18 protein-coding genes are annotated in these 17,728 nt (G+C 73.5%); 16 read left to right on the forward strand and 2 right to left on the reverse strand.

Going from position 1 to position 17,728, the window contains the following annotated elements:
- Window positions 1-17 precede the first annotated feature (17 nt).
- The 12 genes from ACFCX4_RS12925 (at window position 18) to ACFCX4_RS12980 (ending at window position 11,259) form a co-directional block, all read left to right on the forward strand.
- Complete coding sequence (locus ACFCX4_RS12925; protein WP_376141394.1) at window positions 18-3,260, forward strand: PDZ domain-containing protein; 3,243 nt, start codon at window positions 18-20, stop codon at window positions 3,258-3,260.
- 139 nt (window positions 3,261-3,399) lie between these two features.
- Window positions 3,400-3,753: a histidine triad nucleotide-binding protein gene (locus ACFCX4_RS12930; RefSeq protein WP_376141396.1), complete on the forward strand. Its 354-nt coding sequence runs from the start codon at window positions 3,400-3,402 to the stop codon at window positions 3,751-3,753.
- Between the two features lie 3 nt (window positions 3,754-3,756).
- Window positions 3,757-4,677 (forward strand): ribonuclease Z, encoded by a 921-nt coding sequence (locus ACFCX4_RS12935; protein WP_376141397.1) that lies wholly within the window; start codon window positions 3,757-3,759, stop codon window positions 4,675-4,677.
- A 202-nt stretch (window positions 4,678-4,879) separates the two neighbouring features.
- Window positions 4,880-6,004, forward strand: coding sequence for a PhoH family protein (locus ACFCX4_RS12940; RefSeq protein ID WP_376141399.1), 1,125 nt, complete (start codon window positions 4,880-4,882; stop codon window positions 6,002-6,004).
- Between the two features lie 14 nt (window positions 6,005-6,018).
- Window positions 6,019-6,513: an rRNA maturation RNase YbeY gene (ybeY, locus tag ACFCX4_RS12945; RefSeq protein WP_030309813.1), complete on the forward strand. Its 495-nt coding sequence runs from the start codon at window positions 6,019-6,021 to the stop codon at window positions 6,511-6,513.
- A gap of 19 nt (window positions 6,514-6,532) precedes the next feature.
- Window positions 6,533-7,858 carry a hemolysin family protein gene (locus tag ACFCX4_RS12950; protein WP_376141402.1) on the forward strand — a complete coding sequence of 442 codons (1,326 nt, stop codon included), beginning with the start codon at window positions 6,533-6,535 and terminating at the stop codon, window positions 7,856-7,858.
- 75 nt (window positions 7,859-7,933) lie between these two features.
- Window positions 7,934-8,170, forward strand: a complete 237-nt coding sequence (locus ACFCX4_RS12955) for a hypothetical protein (RefSeq protein ID WP_376141404.1) — start codon at window positions 7,934-7,936, stop codon at window positions 8,168-8,170.
- 49 nt (window positions 8,171-8,219) lie between these two features.
- Window positions 8,220-8,759 carry a DUF4383 domain-containing protein gene (locus tag ACFCX4_RS12960; RefSeq protein WP_376141405.1) on the forward strand — a complete coding sequence of 180 codons (540 nt, stop codon included), beginning with the start codon at window positions 8,220-8,222 and terminating at the stop codon, window positions 8,757-8,759.
- A 34-nt stretch (window positions 8,760-8,793) separates the two neighbouring features.
- Window positions 8,794-9,159, forward strand: a complete 366-nt coding sequence (locus ACFCX4_RS12965) for a cytidine deaminase (protein WP_376141407.1) — start codon at window positions 8,794-8,796, stop codon at window positions 9,157-9,159.
- A gap of 126 nt (window positions 9,160-9,285) precedes the next feature.
- Complete coding sequence (locus ACFCX4_RS12970) at window positions 9,286-9,444, forward strand: hypothetical protein (protein ID WP_158960387.1); 159 nt, start codon at window positions 9,286-9,288, stop codon at window positions 9,442-9,444.
- A gap of 56 nt (window positions 9,445-9,500) precedes the next feature.
- Entirely contained in the window at window positions 9,501-10,430 is a 930-nt protein-coding gene (era, locus tag ACFCX4_RS12975; protein WP_376141409.1) for a GTPase Era, read from the forward strand.
- A 115-nt stretch (window positions 10,431-10,545) separates the two neighbouring features.
- Window positions 10,546-11,259, forward strand: a complete 714-nt coding sequence (locus ACFCX4_RS12980) for an alpha/beta fold hydrolase (protein WP_376141411.1) — start codon at window positions 10,546-10,548, stop codon at window positions 11,257-11,259.
- 67 nt (window positions 11,260-11,326) lie between these two features.
- On the opposite strand, the gene ACFCX4_RS12985 is transcribed toward ACFCX4_RS12980, so the two are convergent.
- Both ACFCX4_RS12985 and ACFCX4_RS12990 read right to left on the reverse strand, forming a co-directional pair.
- Window positions 11,327-11,593: a protealysin inhibitor emfourin gene (locus tag ACFCX4_RS12985; RefSeq protein WP_376141413.1), complete on the reverse strand. Its 267-nt coding sequence runs from the start codon at window positions 11,591-11,593 to the stop codon at window positions 11,327-11,329.
- A 67-nt stretch (window positions 11,594-11,660) separates the two neighbouring features.
- Window positions 11,661-12,683: a M4 family metallopeptidase gene (locus ACFCX4_RS12990; protein WP_376141415.1), complete on the reverse strand. Its 1,023-nt coding sequence runs from the start codon at window positions 12,681-12,683 to the stop codon at window positions 11,661-11,663.
- Between the two features lie 358 nt (window positions 12,684-13,041).
- Between ACFCX4_RS12990 and leuA the strand changes: the two genes are divergently transcribed.
- The 4 genes from leuA (at window position 13,042) to ACFCX4_RS13010 (ending at window position 17,687) form a co-directional block, all read left to right on the forward strand.
- On the forward strand, window positions 13,042-14,838 hold the full coding sequence (leuA, locus tag ACFCX4_RS12995; RefSeq protein ID WP_376141417.1) for a 2-isopropylmalate synthase: 1,797 nt from the start codon (window positions 13,042-13,044) through the stop codon (window positions 14,836-14,838).
- Between the two features lie 414 nt (window positions 14,839-15,252).
- Complete coding sequence (locus ACFCX4_RS13000) at window positions 15,253-15,795, forward strand: TerB family tellurite resistance protein (RefSeq protein ID WP_376141419.1); 543 nt, start codon at window positions 15,253-15,255, stop codon at window positions 15,793-15,795.
- 295 nt (window positions 15,796-16,090) lie between these two features.
- Window positions 16,091-16,837, forward strand: a complete 747-nt coding sequence (gene recO / locus ACFCX4_RS13005) for a DNA repair protein RecO (protein ID WP_376141421.1) — start codon at window positions 16,091-16,093, stop codon at window positions 16,835-16,837.
- Between the two features lie 4 nt (window positions 16,838-16,841).
- A complete protein-coding gene (locus ACFCX4_RS13010) occupies window positions 16,842-17,687 on the forward strand; it encodes an isoprenyl transferase (protein ID WP_376141423.1) in 846 nt (281 codons plus the stop codon).
- Window positions 17,688-17,728: the final 41 nt, after the last annotated feature.

The following is a 17,728-nucleotide window of genomic DNA, read 5'->3' on the forward strand; positions in this document are numbered from 1 at the left end:
TGCCTAGGGTGACCGGTGTGAGCGAACCCGAGAGCACCTCCGTGGCCGCCTATCTGCGCCACCCGCACCTGCACGGCGACCTGATCACCTTCGTGGCCGAGAACGACGTGTGGCTCGCCCCGCTGGACGGCGGACGGGCCTGGCGGCTGACCGCGGACCACGTCCCGGTCCGCTGCCCCCGGTTCTCCCCGGACGGCCGGCACGTCGCCTTCACCTCGGCCCGGGACGGCGCGCCCGAGGTGCACGTGGTGCCGGCGGACGGCGGCCCCTCGCGCCGGCTCACCCACTGGGGCGACGCCCGGACCCAGTTGCGCGGCTGGACCCCGGACGGCCGCCCGGTCGCCACCACCGCCGCCGGACAGGCGTCGCTGCGCCGCACCTGGGCGCACGCGGTGCCGCCGGACGGCGGCGAGCCGGCGCGGCTGCCGTACGGGCCGGTCGGCGGGCTGGCGTTCGAGCCGGGCGGCGACCGGGTGCTGCTGGCCTCGGCGGTCGGCGTGGAGCCGGCCTGGTGGAAGCGGTACCGGGGCGGGCGGGCCGGCCGGCTGTGGATCGGCTCCGAGACCTTCGAGCGCGTGCACGAGGAGCTGACCGGCAACATCGAGTCGCCGCTGTGGGTGGGGGAGCGCCTCGCGTTCCTCTCCGACCACGAGGGCGCCGGCGCGCTGTACTCCAGCCTCCCGGACGGCTCCGACCTGCGCCGCCACAGCACCTCCCCGGAGGGCTTCTACGCCCGCAACGCCAGTACCGACGGCACCCGGGTGGTCTGGCACACCGCCGGCGACCTGTGGCTGCTGGACGACCTGGACGGCGCCGAGCCGCGCCGTCTGGACGTGCGCCCGTCCGGACCGCGCACCGGCCGCCGCCCCCGCCCGGTGTCCGCCGCCCACTGGCTGGAGAGCGCCGCCCCCGACCGCACCGGCCGGGCCGGCGCCGTCGTGGTGCGCGGCACCGTGCACTGGCTGACCCACCGGGAGGGCCCGGCCCGCGTCCTGGACGAGACCCCCGGGGTGCGGGGCCGCCTCGCCCGCGTGGTGCCCGGCCCGGTCGGCGAGGACGGCGCCCAGGGCGTGGTCTGGGTCACCGACGCGGAGGGCGAGGACGCGGTGGAGTACGCGCCCGCCGTGCTCGGCCCCGAGCGCCGCCGGCTGGCCGCCGGGCGGCTGGGCCGGGTCCGGGCGCTGGTGGTCTCCCCGGACGGCAAGCAGCTGGCCGCCGCCGCGCACGACGGCCGGGTGCTGCTGGTCCAGCTGGCCGACGGCGCCGTGCACGAGCTGGCGCACAGCGCCAACGGCGAGGTCGACGGCTTGGTGTTCAGCCCGGACTCGGCGTGGCTGGCCTGGTCGCAGCCGGCCCTCGGGCCCTGGTCCCTGCGCCAGATCGTGCTGGCCAACCTGGCCACCCGGACGGTCTCCGAGGCGACCCCGCAGCGGTTCATCGACACCTCGCCGGCCTTCACCGCGGACGGCCGGCACCTGGCGTTCCTCTCGGTGCGCAACTTCGACCCGGTCTACGACTCGCACGTCTTCGACCTGTCCTTCCCGAACGGCTGCCGCCCGTACCTGATCACGCTGGCGGCCGACACGCCGTCCCCGTTCGGGCCCCGCCGGTCCGGGCGCCCGGTCGGCGGCGAGGACGACGAGCCCAGGGGCCGGAAGGCGGACGGCGACGAGGGCGCGGCCGACGCCCCGCCGGTGACCCGGGTCGACCTGGACGGCATCGCCGACCGGATCGTGCCGTTCCCGGTCGAGGGCGGCCGGTTCGGCAGCCTGCGGGCCGCCAGGGACGGCGTGCTGTGGACGCGCGTCCCGCTGGTGGGCGAGCTGGGCGACGAGGCGGCCTCGCTGGAGGACGACCGCCCGCGGCCCGCCCTGGAGCGCTTCGACCTCCGCAAGCGCCGCGCGGAGCAGCTGGTGGACGGTCTGGACGGCTTCGCGGTGAGCGGCGACGGCACCCGGCTGGTGGTGCTGGACGAGGGCGAGCTGCGGGTGCTGCCCGCCGACCACAAGGCGTCCGGCGAGGACGACGAGATCGACGTCGACCTGGCCCGGCTGCGGGTGACCGTCGACCCGGCGGCCGAGTGGCGGCAGATGTTCGACGAGAACGGCCGCCTGATGCGGGACAACTTCTGGCGCCCGGACCTCTCCGGGGTGGACTGGACCGGGGTGCTGGCCCGCTACCGGCCGCTGGTGGAACGGCTCGGCTCGCACGACGACCTGGTGGACCTGCTCTGGGAGGTGCACGGCGAACTGGGCACCTCCCACGCGTACGTGGTGCCCTACGGGGCGCACACCGAGCCGGCCCGCCGGCAGGGCCTGCTCGGCGCCGACCTGGTCCGCGACGGCGAGGTGTGGCGGATCGCCCGGATCCTGCCCGGCGAGTCCTCGGACCCGCGGGCCCGCTCGCCGCTGGCCGCCCCGGGCGCGGCCGTCCGCCCGGGGGACGCCGTGCTGGAGGTGAACGGCCGCCCGGTGGACCCGGTGACCGGCCCGGCGCCGCTGCTGGCGGGCACCGCCGGGCAGCCGGTCGAGCTGACCGTGGCCGGCAAGGACGGCACCGACCGGCGCCACCCGGTGGTGGTGCCGCTGGCCGACGACGAGGCGCTGCGCTACCACGACTGGGTGGAGGGGCGGCGGGCCGCCGTCCGCGAGCTGTCCGACGGGCGGCTCGGCTACCTGCACGTCCCCGACATGCAGACCAGCGGCTGGGCGCAGATCCACCGCGACCTGCGCGCGGAGATGGCCCGCGAGGGCGTGATCGTCGACATCCGGGGCAACCGCGGCGGCCACACCTCGCAGCTGGTGATCGAGAAGCTGTCCCGCCGGATCGTCGGCTGGGGAGTCGCCCGGGACATCGCCGCCCCCTCGCCGTACCCCGAGGACGCGCCGCGCGGGCCGGTCGTGGCGCTGGCCGACGAGTACTCCGGCTCGGACGGCGACATCGTCAACGCGGCGATCCAGTCGCTCGGCATCGGCCCGGTGGTCGGCACCCGCACCTGGGGCGGGGTGATCGGCATCGACAGCCGCTACTCGCTGGTGGACGGCACCCTGGTGACCCAGCCGAAGTACGCGTTCTGGTCCGAGCGGGTCGGCTGGGGACTGGAGAACCACGGGGTGGAGCCGGACGTCGAGGTGCCGTTCCCGCCGCACGCCTGGGCGGCGGGGGAGGACCCGCAGCTCGCCGAGGGCGTCCGGCTGGCCCTGGCGGCGCTCGCCGAGCGTCCCGCCAGGACCCCGCCGCCGGTGCCCGGGCAGCGGTAGCCCGGCGGGCGGGGAGGGCGGCCGGCCGTTCCGGCCCCGCCCCGGTGCCCGAGGACCCCGCACCGGCCCGGGGGACACGCGCTAGCATGCGGCCGTACGCACCACCGACCAGCACCAGCAACCCCGCGAGGAGAACCCGATGGCCGGCGAGCCGCAGTCCGACTGCCTGTTCTGCAAGATCGTGGCGGGCGAGATCCCGGCCACCGTGGTGCGCAGGACGGACCGGGTGCTCGCCTTCCGCGACATCGCCCCGAAGGCGCCGGTGCACGTACTGGTGATCCCGCACGTGCACTACCCGAACGCGGCCTCGCTGGCCGGTGCCGAGCCGGAGATCGCCGGCGAGCTGCTCGCCGAGGCCGGCCGGGTCGCCGCCGACGAGGGCGTCGAGGACTACCGGCTGATCTTCAACACCGGCGCCGGCGCCGGGCAGACGATCTTCCACGCCCACGTCCACGTGCTCGGCGGCCGGACGATGACGGAGAGCATGGTCTGAGGGGTGTCGCAGCGCGAACTCGTCGTCCTCGGCACTGCCAGCCAGGTGCCGACCCGGCACCGCAACCACAACGGCTACCTGCTCCGCTGGGACGGCGAGGGCCTGCTGTTCGACCCCGGCGAGGGCACCCAGCGGCAGATGCTGCGCGCCGGGGTCTCGGCCACCCAGCTGACCCGGATCGCCGTCACGCACTTCCACGGCGACCACAGCCTGGGCCTCGCCGGGGTGATCCAGCGGATCAACCTGGACCGGGTCCCGCACCCGGTGGACGTCTACTTCCCGGCCTCCGGCGAGGTGTACTTCGAGCGGCTGCGGCACGCCACCGTCTTCCACGAGACGGCCGTGCTGCGGCCCCGCCCGATCGAGGAGCCGGGCCCGCTGCCGGCCCCCGGCGCCCGCTTCGCGCTGGAGGCCGTCCGGCTCTCGCACCCGGTCGAGTCCTTCGGCTACCGGCTGCGCGAGCCGGACGGCCGCCGGCTGGTGCCCGAACGGCTGGCCGCCCTGGGCATCGGCGGCCCGGACACCGGCCGGCTCCAGCGGGACGGCGCGATCGAGGCCGGCGGCCGGCGGGTCACCCTGGACGAGGTCAGCGAACCCCGGCCCGGCCAGCGGTTCGCCTTCGTGATGGACACCCGGCTCTGCGACGGCGTGCACGAGCTCGCCGAGGGCGCCGACCTGCTGGTCGTCGAGGCCACCTTCACCGACGCCGACGCCCGGCTCGCCGAGGACCACGGCCACCTCACCGCGGGCCAGGCCGGCCGGGTCGCGGCCGGGGCGGGCGCCCGCACCCTGGTGCTGACCCACTTCTCGCAGCGCTACCCCGACCTCGGCCGGCACCTCGCCGACGCCCGCGAGCACTTCGACGGCCCGATCGTGCTTGCCGAGGACCTCGCCCGGGTACCGGTACCTCCCCGGCGGCGATGAGCCGCCCCGGCCGGCGGGACGGGCGCGGCGGTGAGCAGCCCGGAAAACCGCTCGCGCCGGCCGGGCGCTCTGCCGCAGCATCTTCGGGTGCGGCCCCGCCGCCCGCCGCGGCGATCACGTGCGCGGCGTACCCTGGTGCCCCGGAGAGACCCAGCGGCACTTTGAGACACGGATGGGATGAGGCAGGCCCCAGCGCCGACCTATGAGTGACACATCGCAGACCCGTACCAACGGACAGCCGCGCCCCGAGACGGCCGGCGACGACCGCGTCAGCACCCGGATCGTCATTCCCGAGAAGCATCCGATGGTCACCCTGCTCGGCGCCGCCGACTCGCTGCTGCGGGTGATCGAGGAGGGCTTCCCCGCCGCCGACATCCACGTCCGCGGCAACGAGGTGACCGCGACCGGCGAGCGCGCCGAGGTGGCCCTCGTCAAGCAGCTGTTCAGCGAGATGATGCTGGTGCTGCGCACCGGCCAACCCCTGACGGAGGACGCCGTGGAGCGTTCCATCGCCATGCTCCGCGGTGCCGCGGAGGACCCCGACAGCCCGGCTCCGTCGCAGGTGTTCACCGCGAACATCCTGTCCAACCGGGGCCGCACCATCCGCCCCAAGACCCTCAACCAGCAGCGCTACGTCGACGCGATCGACAAGCACACGATCGTCTTCGGCCTCGGCCCGGCGGGCACCGGCAAGACCTACCTGGCGATGGCCAAGGCCGTCCAGGCCCTCCAGGCCAAGGAGGTCAACCGGATCATCCTGACCCGGCCGGCCGTCGAGGCGGGGGAGCGGCTGGGCTTCCTGCCCGGCACCCTCTACGAGAAGATCGACCCGTACCTGCGTCCGCTGTACGACGCGCTGCACGACATGATGGACCCGGACTCCATCCCGCGCCTGATGGCCGCCGGGACCATCGAGGTCGCGCCGCTCGCCTACATGCGCGGCCGGACCCTCAACGACGCCTTCATCATCCTCGACGAGGCCCAGAACACCTCGCCCGAGCAGATGAAGATGTTCCTCACCCGCCTCGGGTTCAACTCCCGGGTGGTCGTCACCGGCGACACCAGCCAGATCGACCTCCCGGGCGGCACCCGCAGCGGCCTCAAGGTCGTCCAGGAGATCCTGGTCGACGTGCCCGACATCCACTTCTCCGTCCTCACCAGCACCGACGTGGTGCGCCACAAGCTGGTCGGCCGGATCGTGGACGCGTACGAGCGCTGGGACGCCCGCCAGGAGGCCCAGGAGACCGACGAGCGCAGGCTCCCGGTCAAGCCCGCCCAGCGGCGCGGCTCGCGCGCACCCCGACAGTCCCACCGCACCGAAAGCTGAGTAACCAGCCCGTCATGTCGATCGACATCGCCAACGAGTCCGGCTGGGACGCCGACGAGGAGTCCATCCTCGACGTCGCCCGCTACGCCCTGGACAAGATGCGGATCCACCCGCAGTCCGAACTGTCCGTGATCCTGGTGGACGGGGCGGCGATGGAGGAGCTGCACATCCAGTGGATGGACCTCCCGGGCCCCACGGACGTGATGTCCTTCCCGATGGACGAGCTGCGCCCCGGCAAGGAGGGCGAGGAGCTGCCGCAGGGCCTGCTCGGCGACATCGTGCTCTGCCCCGAGGTCGCCGAGCAGCAGGGCAAGGCCGCCCCGTCGAAGCACTCGATGGACGAGGAGCTTCAGCTGCTCACCGTGCACGGGGTGCTGCACGTCCTCGGTTACGACCACGAGGAGCCGGACGAGGAGGAGGAGATGTTCGGCCTCCAGAAGGCGATCCTCGACGGCTGGCGGGCCGAGCGGGGCCTGGGCGGCATCTCCCCGGCCCCCACCACCCACTGAGCGCGGAGCCCGAACCCCTGTGAGTGGTGAGAGTACGAGTTTCATCCTCGGTGCCGTGCTGCTCGTCGTGCTCGGCTGGCTGGCCGCGTGCGCCGAGGCGGGCATCTCCCGGGTCTCCCGGTTCCGGGCGGAGGAGGCCGTGCGCTCCGGGCGCCGGGGCTCGGCCCGGCTGCTGGCGCTGGCCTCCGACCCGATCCGCTACCTCAACCTGGCCACCCTGATCCGGGTGGCCAGCGAGATGGCGGCGGCGGTGCTGGTCACCGTCGTGTGCGTGCGCACCATCGACACGACCTGGCAGGCCGTGCTGCTGGCGTTCGGCGTGATGGTGCTGGTGTCCTTCGTGGCGGTGGGCGTCTCGCCGCGCACGATCGGCCGCCAGCACCCGCTCACCACCGCGACGGCGGCCTCCTTCGTGCTGCTGCCGCTGGCCCGGATCCTGGGCCCGATCCCGAGGCTGCTGATCCTGCTGGGCAACGCCCTCACCCCGGGCAAGGGCTACAAGGAGGGCCCGTTCGCCTCCGAGGCGGAGCTGCGGGCCCTGGTCGACCTGGCGGAGAAGAACGACGTCATCGAGGACGAGGAGCGCCGGATGGTGCACTCGGTCTTCGAGCTGGGCGACACCATCGTCCGCGAGGTGATGGTGCCGCGCACCGACCTGGTGATGATCGAGCGGCACAAGACGGTCCGGCAGGCGCTGACCCTGGCGCTGCGCTCGGGCTTCTCGCGGATCCCGGTGGTCGGCGACAACGAGGACGACGTGGTCGGCATCGTCTACCTCAAGGACCTGGTGCGCCGCACCCACATCAACCGGGACTCGGAGTCCGACGAGGTCGGCGCGGTGATGCGTCCGGCGGTGTTCGTCCCGGACTCCAAGCCGGCCGCGGACCTGCTGCGCGAGATGCAGCAGATGCGCTCGCACGTGGCGATCGTGATCGACGAGTACGGCGGCACGGCCGGCCTGGTGACCATCGAGGACATCCTGGAGGAGATCGTCGGCGAGATCACCGACGAGTACGACCGGGAGATCGCGCCGGTGGAGGACCTCGGGGACGGCTCGTACCGGATCACCGCGCGGCTGCTGGTCGAGGACCTGGGGGAGCTGTTCGGGATCGAGCTGGAGGACGAGGACGTGGAGACGGTGGGCGGACTGCTGGCCAAGCACCTGGGCCGGGTGCCGATCCCGGGCTCGTCCTGCGAGATCCCGCTGCCGGAAGCGGTCCCGGGCGGTTTGGCCGCGATCCGGCTGACCGCCGAGAGTTCGGCCGGACGGCGCAACCGGATCGGTTCCGTGGTCGCCGCCCCGGTGCGGGCCGAGCCGGAGCCGGAGCGGGCCGCCGGCGAGTAGCGGGGGAGCCCGGGGAGCCCCGGCCGCCGCGGCGCGAAGTAGCGTCCGGGTGCGTCCGGGGCGACCATGGGAGGCATGACTCACCAACTTCGCGCGGAGTACGGCCCGCAGGGGACGGCGGGCGGGGTGAAGGTCTGGCACGTCGTGCGGGAGGGGGATCCGGCCACCGCGCTGTGCGGCCGGAGCATTCCCGCCGGGGCCGAGACCCGGTCGGAGCGGGAGTGGGGGACCGGGCTCCGGTGCTGCCAGCAGTGCGGCTCGCTGTACATGCACGAGGTGCCGCACCTGCAGGGGAGCCATCCCTACAGCTAGCCGCACCGCAGGTGCGGAGCAAGGCTCTACGGCCACCCCGGAGGTCGCCATGAAGCTGCAAGACGAACTGCCCGTCGACCACAAACTGGTGCTGGTCTGGCGGATCGGGGCGGGGCTCGGCGGGGTCTTCCTGATCGTGTTCGGCTGCCTCGGGCTGGCCGACCACCCGGGCTTCCTGTCCACCGAGGGCAACGAGATCGCCGGGATGTCCACCAACGGCGCGCTGTCCGTCCTGTCCGTCGTGGTCGGCGGGATCCTGGTGATCGGCGCGTTCGTGGGCGGGAACTTCGCCGCGAACCTCAACATGGCGGTCGGCGCGCTGTTCGTGCTGTCCGGGTTCTACGGGCTCACGGTGCTCGGCCGCTCGGACGCGAACATCCTGAACTTCGGGATCCACAACGTGATCTTCGCCTTCGCCTTCGGCGTGGTGATCACCACGTTCGGGATGTACGGGCGGGTCGGCAGCCACCTGCCGCACGACAACCCCTACTGGCGCAAGCGCGCCGCGGAGGAGGAGCCGCTGCCGAGCGGTCCCAAGACCTTCGTGAAGGTGCTGAGGCCCGGGCCGCCCAACCCGACCGGCCACTGACTCCGGCCGCCCCGGGGGCCGAGGGCCAGGCCCTATGCTCCTGGGCATGAGTGACATCGTCGAGCTGGACCCCGAGGACAAGAAGATCATCACCCTGGCCCGCTCCGCCCGCGCCCGCAACGGCGTCGCGGAGGGGGCCGCGGTGCGTGACGAGACCGGCCGCACCTACGTGGCCGGGACGGTCGCGCTGGAGTCGCTGCGGCTGAGCGCGGTGCGGACGGCGGTGGCGATGGCGGTGGCCAGCGGTGCGAGGTCGCTGGAGGCGGCGGCCGTGGTGACGGAGGCGGAGCAGCCCTCGCCGGAGGACCTGGCGGCGGTCCGGGACCTCGGCGGCGCGGGTACCCCGCTGCTGCTGGCCGGTCCGGACGGGGTGCTGCGGGCCTCGGTCGAGGCCCGCTGAGCCGTTCGCGGCGCAGCCGGTGCCCGGGGTTCCCGCCCCGGGCGCCTCGGCGTTCGGGGCCCGATGGATCGGGCGGATAATCTCACCGGGGACGGGCGGGGAATCGTCGCGGTGAGGGGGCTGGGGATGGGGCCGTTCGCGTTCTTCGCGGGGCTGCTGCTGGGCGTGATGGGCATGGGCAAGTGGCAGGAGACCGGGTCGCCGTTCTGGCTCTGGGGCTCGGTCGCCTTCCTGCTGCTCGTCCTCGGCTGGGGCCTGGGAGCGGTGTTCGGCGGAAAGAAGTGACGGACCCGGACGGCCCGTGTCCGTCCGGCCGTGGGTGATCAGGGAGAATGGGGCCCATGAATGCCCCTTCCTCCTCGTACCGCTCCGGCTTCGCGTGCTTCGTCGGCCGGCCCAACGCGGGCAAGTCGACCCTGACCAACGCCCTGGTGGGGACGAAGGTCGCGATCACCTCCGACCGCCCGCAGACCACCCGGCACACCGTCCGCGGCATCGTGCACCGCCCGGACGCCCAGCTGGTGCTGGTGGACACCCCCGGTCTGCACAAGCCGCGCACCCTCCTCGGCGAGCGCCTCAACGACCTGGTCCGCTCGACCTGGGCCGAGGTCGACGTGATCGGCTTCTGCCTGCCCGCCGACCAGAAGCTCGGCCCCGGCGACAAGTTCATCGCCAAGGAGCTCGCCGAGATCAGGAAGACCCCCAAGGTCGCCATCGTCACCAAGACCGACCTGGTCGACTCCAAGCGGCTCGCCGAGCAGCTGATCGCCGTCCACCAGCTCGGCGAGGAGCTGGGCATCGAGTGGGCCGAGATCATCCCGGTCTCCGCGGTCGGCGACAAGCAGGTCGAGCTGGTGGCCGAGCTGATCACCAAGCTCCTGCCCGAGGGCATGCCGCTCTACCCGGACGGCGACCTCACCGACGAGCCCGAGCAGATCATGGTGGCCGAGCTGATCCGGGAGGCCGCGCTGGAGGGCGTGCGCGACGAGCTGCCGCACTCGCTGGCCGTCGTGGTCGAGGAGATGCTGCCGCGCGAGGGCCGCCCGGCGGACCGTCCGCTGCTGGACATCCACGCCAACGTCTACATCGAGCGGCAGAGCCAGAAGGCGATCGTCATCGGCGCCAAGGGCGCCCGGCTCAAGCACGTCGGCACCACCGCCCGCAAGCACATCGAGGCGCTGCTCGGCACCCCGGTCTTCCTGGACCTGCACGTCAAGGTGGCCAAGGACTGGCAGCGGGACCCGAAGCAGCTGCGCAAGCTGGGATTCTGACCGGCACGGTATCGACCGGCACGGCCTCGACCGGCGGGGACTCCCGCCGGCGACGTTTCCGATCACCGAGGATTCCGGGCCACCGCGGGCGCCGGACGCGAGGAGGGGGCTCGGCATGAAGCTGAACACACGGGAGTGGGGCACCGGCGACCGGGTCGCGCTGCTGGTCCACGGGATCATGTCCGACCACCGCACCTGGCGGTCGGTCGGCCCGGCGCTCGCCGCGCGCGGCTACCGGGTGATCGCCGTCGACCTGCGCGGCCACGGCGTGAGCCCGCGCGGCGAGGGCGCCGACCCGGTCGAGCGCTACGGCCCCGAGCGGTACGCCGAGGACCTGGTCGACACCCTGCCCGGGGGCGCCGAGCTGGCCATCGGCCACTCGCTCGGGGCGCTCAGCCTGCTGCACGCGGTGGAGCGGCTGGGGCCGGCCCGCGCGGTCTACTCCGACCCGGCCTGGAAGTTCGCCCAGCCGGGCCTCTTCGACCCGGCCGTCTTCGCCCAGTTCAAGCAGGCCACCCGGGAGCAGATCACCGCGGTCAGCCCGCGCTGGGAGGCGGCCGACGTGGAGGTCGAGCTGGCCACCCTGGCGCTCTGGGACCCGGACACCGCGTTCGCCCTCTCCGGGCTGTACGCACGGGCGGAGCTGCCCGGCCCGCCCGTCGTGCCCTCACTGGTGCAGCGGGCCGGCAACAGCTGGCTGATCGGGCCCGAGGACGCCGAGGTGCTGCGCGGCCGCGGGTACGAGGTCCGGACGGTGGACGGGGCCGGCCACACCATCCACCGGGACGACCTCCCGGGCTTCCTGGCCTCGCTCGACGGCTGGCTCTGAGCGGCGGGCGGCGCGGCCGGGCGGCGCGGGCGGGTGCCCGCGCTCCGGCCCGCCGTCCCGGCGCCCGCTACGCGCCCTCGCGCAGCACCAGCGAGACCAGCTCGCGCTGGGACTCGGTGAGCTTGGGGTCCGCGCAGTGCACCGTCCGGCCGTCGACGGTGATCTCGTAGTGGAAGCCGTCCGGCACCCCGTAGGAGGGGGTGCGCAGCCCGCCCGCGACGGCCTCGCGGGCGAGCGCGTGCACGTGCGGGGCGTCCACCCGCGCGGTGGTGTCGAGCTCAGCGCGGCGGACGAGTCCCGCGAGGCCGCCGGTCCGGGTCACCTGGATACGCATGGTGTCCATGGTGCTACCCAGGGATGGCGTTTGCCGGGGTTTTCCCGGACCTTGACTTAAGCGCGACTCAAGTCGGGCTGATGCCGACCTTCGCCCAGGAGGCGGTGACCGTGTCGGCGACCTCCGGCTCCGGGTACCGGGCCCGCGCGGCGGCCACGGTGGCCCGGGCGAAGGCGGTGAAGTCGGCGTCGGCGGGCAGCCGCCGGCCGGTCAGCGCGTCGTACCAGATCCGGCCGGCGCGCTCCCAGGCCGGGCCGCCGAGCGCGGTGGCGAGCAGGTAGAACGCGTGGTTGGGGATGCCCGAGTTGATGTGCACGCCGCCGTTGTCCCGGGTGGTGCGCACGTAGTCGCGCAGGTGCGCGGGCTGCGGGTCCTTGCCGAGCCGGGGGTCGTCGTACGCGGTGCCGGGCGCCTTCATCGAGCGCAGCGCGACCCCCTGTACGCCGGGGGCGAGCAGACCGGCGCCGATCAGCCAGTCCGCGTCGGCGGCGTCCTGCGCCAGGGCGTACTGCTTGACCAGCGAGCCGAAGACGTCGGAGACCGACTCGTTCAGCGCGCCGGGCTGGTTGCGGTACTCCAGACCGGCGGTGAACTGGGTCACCCCGTGGGCGAGTTCGTGACCGATGACGTCGACGCAGGCGGTGAAGTCGTTGAACACCTCGCCGTCGCCGTCGCCGAAGACCATCCGCTGTCCGTCCCAGAAGGCGTTGTCGTACTCCCGCCCGTAGTGGACGGTGGCGTCCAGTCGCAGGCCCTGGTCGTCGACGGAGCTCCGGCCGTAGACGGCGGAGAACAGCGTCCAGGTGGCGCCCAGGCCGTCGTAGGCGCGGTTGACGGACTGGTCGGGGAGCGGGCTCTCGCCCTCCCGGCGGACGGTGCGGCCGGGCAGGCGCTCGCGGTGCCCGGCGTCGGAGATCACCCGCTCCAGACGGTCGCCGGCGGCCGGGGCGGGGAGGACGGCGGTGAGCCGCGCGGCGCGGTGCGCGGCGTCCAGGGTGAGGGAGCGGGCGGCGGGCTCGTGACCGTCCTCGGCGAGGCGGTCCAGGACGTACGGCGGAACGATCGCGCAGAGCGTCGGTTCGGCTGTCATGTGGCCCAGAGTGAGGCATTGATGACGTGTTGTCATCGGCGCGGACGGGATTGCGCGCCGCCCGCGCACCGCCGCGCGCCGTCTCAAGGAGTGGGAAGACGGCGTGGGCGGCTTCGGTGCCGCGCGTCACTGGGCTACCCTGGACCGCATCATGCGCAACGGGCTGCTTCTGCTTAGCTGCCGCGTCGAGGGCCTGTAACCCACCAAGGGCCGGCTCCCTCGCCGCGGGGACTGTGCTGCGCGCTGAATCGTGCGACCCGTTCGAGGGTCGCGAGCGGCAGCAGGCCGGCCGAGTCGGGTGAGGACACCACCCCGACCAGCCCGCACCACGCATCACAGGAAGCCGAGACTCACCTCCATGACCGAGCAGAGCTCCGCCGCACCCGTCTCCGCCGCTCGCGCCTTCGTCGACCGCCCCACCCCGATCACCGCCGCCTCGGTACGCCAGCGGCCGTCCGGCATGCGCCACGGCCGCTACCTGCCGTTCGGCACCGTCGACCTGCCGGACCGCACCTGGCCGTCGAAGGTGATCACCCGGGCGCCGCGCTGGCTCTCCACCGACCTGCGGGACGGCAACCAGGCGCTGATCGACCCGATGTCCCCGGCCCGCAAGCGCAAGATGTTCGACCTGCTGGTCGCGATGGGCTACAAGGAGATCGAGGTCGGGTTCCCGTCCTCCGGGGCCACCGACCACGCCTTCGTGCGCTCGCTGATCGAGGAGGGGGCGATCCCCGAGGACGTCACCATCTCGGTGCTGACCCAGGCGCGCGAGGAGCTGATCGAGAAGACCGTCGAGGCGCTGGTCGGCGCGCCGCGGGCGACGGTCCACCTGTACAACGCGACCGCGCCGCTGTTCCGCCGGGTGGTGTTCCGCAACGACCGGGCGGCCACCAGGGCGATCGCCACCGAGGGCACCCGGCTGGTGATGGAGTACGCCGAGAAACTGCTGGGCGACGAGACCGCCTTCGGCTACCAGTACTCGCCCGAGATCTTCGTCGACACCGAGCTGGACTTCGCGCTGGAGGTCTGCGAGGCGGTCATGGACGTCTGGCAGCCGGGCGAGGGGCGCGAGATCATCCTGAACCTGCCGGCCACCATCGAGCGGGCCACCCCGAACGTCCAGGCCGACCAGTTCGAGTGGATGTCGCGCAACCTGTCGCGCCGCGAGTTCGTCTGCCTGTCGGTGCACCCGCACAACGACCGCGGCACCGCCGTCGCCTCCGCCGAGCTGGCCTACATGGCCGGCGCCGACCGGATCGAGGGCTGTCTGTTCGGGCAGGGCGAGCGGACCGGCAACGTCGACCTGGTCACCCTGGGCATGAACCTGTTCTCGCAGGGCGTCGACCCGCAGATCGACTTCTCCGACATCGACGAGGTCCGCCGCACCGCCGAGTACTGCAACCAGATGGAGGTGCACCCGCGCCACCCGTACGCCGGCGACCTGGTGTACACCTCCTTCTCCGGCTCGCACCAGGACGCCATCAAGAAGGGCTTCGACGTCCTGGAGGCGGACGCGGCCGCGGCGGGCGTGCCCGTCGAGGAGCACACCTGGGGCGTGCCGTACCTGCCGATCGACCCGAAGGACGTCGGCCGCACCTACGAGGCGGTCATCCGGGTCAACAGCCAGTCCGGCAAGGGCGGCGTGGCGTACGTGCTGAAGAACGACCACAAGCTGGACCTGCCGCGCCGGATGCAGATCGAGTTCTCCCGGATCATCCAGGCCAAGACCGACGCCGAGGGCGGCGAGGTCACCCCGGCCGAGATCTGGCGGGTCTTCGAGGACGAGTACCTGCCGACCACGGCGAACCCGTGGGGCCGGATCTCGCTGAGCGGGTCGCGCACCCTGACCACCGAGGACGGCCGGGACGCGCTGAGCGCCGAGGCCGTGGTCGACGGCACGCCGGTCACCCTGGCCGGTACCGGCAACGGCCCGGTCTCCGCGTTCGCCGACGCGCTGGCGCAGATCGGCGTGGACGTCCGGGTGCTGGACTACGCCGAGCACGCGCTGAGCGAGGGCGGCGACGCCCAGGCCGCCGCGTACGTCGAGTGCGCGGTGGACGGCCGGGTGCTGTGGGGCGTCGGGATCGACGCCAACACCGTGCTGGCCTCGCTGAAGGCGATGAGCAGCGCCGTCAACCGGGCGCAGCGCGGGTAGTTCGTGCGGGTGGTCGTGACCGGGCCGTCCCCTCGGGGGCGGCCCGGCGCCGTTCCCGGGCGGGCGCCCCGGCCGGGCCGGGCGGGCCCGGGGCCCGGCCCGCGGGGGCCGCGGCCCCCCTGTGGCCTGCACCACATTTTTTCCGCGATCGGCCCGTTCGAGGTACTGACACCTGTCGGCAACCGTGGCAACATCGTCCCACCGGTAGGCCGGGTCGGTGGGACGATCCGGTGGCCGGTCGCGTGACCTGCCCATTGTTGTGCAGGCCGTCTGCCATGTCTGGGGAGTGGCGCCGTGACAGGGATGTGGGGTGTTCGCCCGAGGTGGCGGACTGACGTTCTCGGTGACTTCTTCTGCCCGGGCTGCGGCGGGGACCGCAACTACCGCCGGCAACACGGCCGGCGGTGGCTGCGGTTGCTGGGGACCCCGGTGTTCCCGCTCGGCCCGGTGATCGGCAGCGTGCAGTGCACCAGCTGCCGGGGCCGGTTCGGGGTGGAGAGCCTGGAGCAGCCCACCTGCGTACGGCTCGGCGGGATGCTGCGCGACGCGCAGTACACGGTGGCGCTGGCCGTGCTGGCGGCCGGCGGCACCGGTCACCGTGCGGCCCGGGAGGCGGCCTGCGCGGCGGTCCGGGACGCCGGGTTCGAGGACTGCGGCGAGGCCCAGGTGCTGGCCGCGCTCGCCGCGCTGTCCGGTCTCGGCGACGAACTGCACGACGCGCACGGCATGGCCGGCGGGGTGGCGGTGGAGCTGCACGCGGTGCTCGAACCGCTCGCCCCGCACCTGGCCCAGCCGGGCCGGGAGCGGCTGCTGCTGCAGGGTGCGGCGATCGCGCTGGCCGACGGCCGCTACCGGCCGCAGGAGCGGGAGGCGCTGGACGTCGTCGGGCACTGCCTGGACCTGCCGCGGGCGCGGATCGGGGCGCTGCTGGAGGCGGCGACCCGGGCGCCCTACTAGCCCTCCGGTCCGTCCTTCCCTCCGTCCTCCTGCTCCGCCGTCTCCCGCCGTCCTCTTCCCCGGCGGCCGCCCGGCCCTCCCGTCCGCACGGGACGTCCGCCCACCAGACCCCCACGAACCGGGTCCCATCCCCCTCCGGGGCCCGCCGTCACCCGCACCGCCCGGCGGTCCCCCACGGCCCGGTGCGGGCACACGGCTGTCCGTCGTTGGGGGACAATGGTGGGATGTCCACACTGTTCGAGGGCCGCTGCGGCGGGTCGGCCGGCGCCACGGGCGAGCGGCGCGGGGCGGGCGCATGAGTCTGTTCCGGGACGACGGCGTGGTGCTGCGGGCGCAGAAGCTCGGCGAGGCCGACCGGATCATCACCCTGCTCACCCGTCACCACGGCAAGGTGCGCGCGGTGGCGCGCGGGGTGCGCAAGACCAAGTCGAAGTTCGGCGCGCGCCTGGAGCCGTTCTCCCACGTGGACGTGCAGTTCTTCAGCCGGGGGAGTGAGCTGATCGGCCGCGGGTTGCCGCTGTGCACCCAGGTGGAGACGATCGCCCCGTACGGCGGCTCGATCGTCACCGACTACGCCCGCTACACGGCCGGCACGGCCATGCTGGAGACGGCGGAGCGGTTCGCCGAGAACGAGGGCCAGCCGGCCGTCCAGCAGTACCTCCTGCTGGTCGGCGGCCTGCGCACGCTGGCGGCCGGGCTGCACGAGTCGCACCTGGTGCTGGACGCCTTCCTGCTGCGTTCGCTCGCGGTCAACGGGTACGGCGCGAGCTTCGACGACTGCGCCAAGTGCGGCATGGAGGGCCCCAACCGGTTCTTCTCGCTCCAGGCCGGCGGCGTGCTGTGCACGGACTGCCGCGTGCCCGGATGTGCCGTACCCTCCCCTGAGACACTGGTACTGCTCGGGGCGCTGCTGTCCGGGGACTGGCCGACGGCCGACGCCTGCGAGCCGCGGTACTGGCGCGAGGGCAGCGGCCTGGTCGCGGCCTATCTGCAGTGGCACCTGGAGCGGGGCATCCGCTCGATGAGATACGTGGAGAAGTGAGCACATGGCAGCGCGACGGCTCTTCGGCGGCGGCAAGCAGCGGGACTACCTCCCCCCGACCCCGCACCCCAGCGGCGCCCGTCCCCCGAAGATCCCCGGCGAGCTGGTCCCCGGCCACGTGGCCATCGTCATGGACGGCAACGGCCGCTGGGCGAAGGAGCGCGGGCTGCCGCGCACCGAGGGCCACAAGGTCGGCGAGGCCGTCGTGCTGGACGTGCTCAAGGGCGCGATCGAGCTGGGCGTGAAGAACATCTCGCTGTACGCGTTCTCCACCGAGAACTGGAAGCGCTCACCCGACGAGGTGAAGTTCCTGATGAACTTCAACCGGGACGTCATCCACCGCCGCCGCGACGAGATGGACGCGATGGGCGTGCGGGTCCGCTGGGCGGGCCGGATGCCCAAGCTGTGGAAGAGCGTGGTCCAGGAGCTGCAGGTCGCCGAGGAGCAGACGAAGGACAACGACGCCGTCACGCTGTACATGTGCGTCAACTACGGCGGCCGGGCGGAGATCGCGGACGCGGCGGCGGCGATCGCGGCCGATGTGGCGGCGGGCCGACTGGACCCGAAGAAGGTCAGCGAGAAGACCCTCGCCAAGTACCTGTACCACCCGGACATGCCGGACGTGGACCTCTTCCTGCGCCCCAGCGGCGAGCAGCGGACGTCCAACTTCCTGCTGTGGCAGTCGGCGTACGCGGAGTTCGTGTTCCAGGACGTGCTCTGGCCGGACTTCGACCGCCGCGACCTGTGGCGGGCCTGCGAGCAGTACGCGATGCGCGACCGCCGGTTCGGCGGGGCGATCCCGAACGAGGTGCCGGCCGAGATGGCCGCCGAGGTGCCGGCGCAGCGCTGAGCCCGGACGTGCGCGGGGGCCCGCGGGAGTCGACTCCCGCG

This window comes from Kitasatospora sp. NPDC056327, from assembly GCF_042261735.1.
In the GTDB taxonomy this organism is placed as follows: domain Bacteria; phylum Actinomycetota; class Actinomycetes; order Streptomycetales; family Streptomycetaceae; genus Kitasatospora.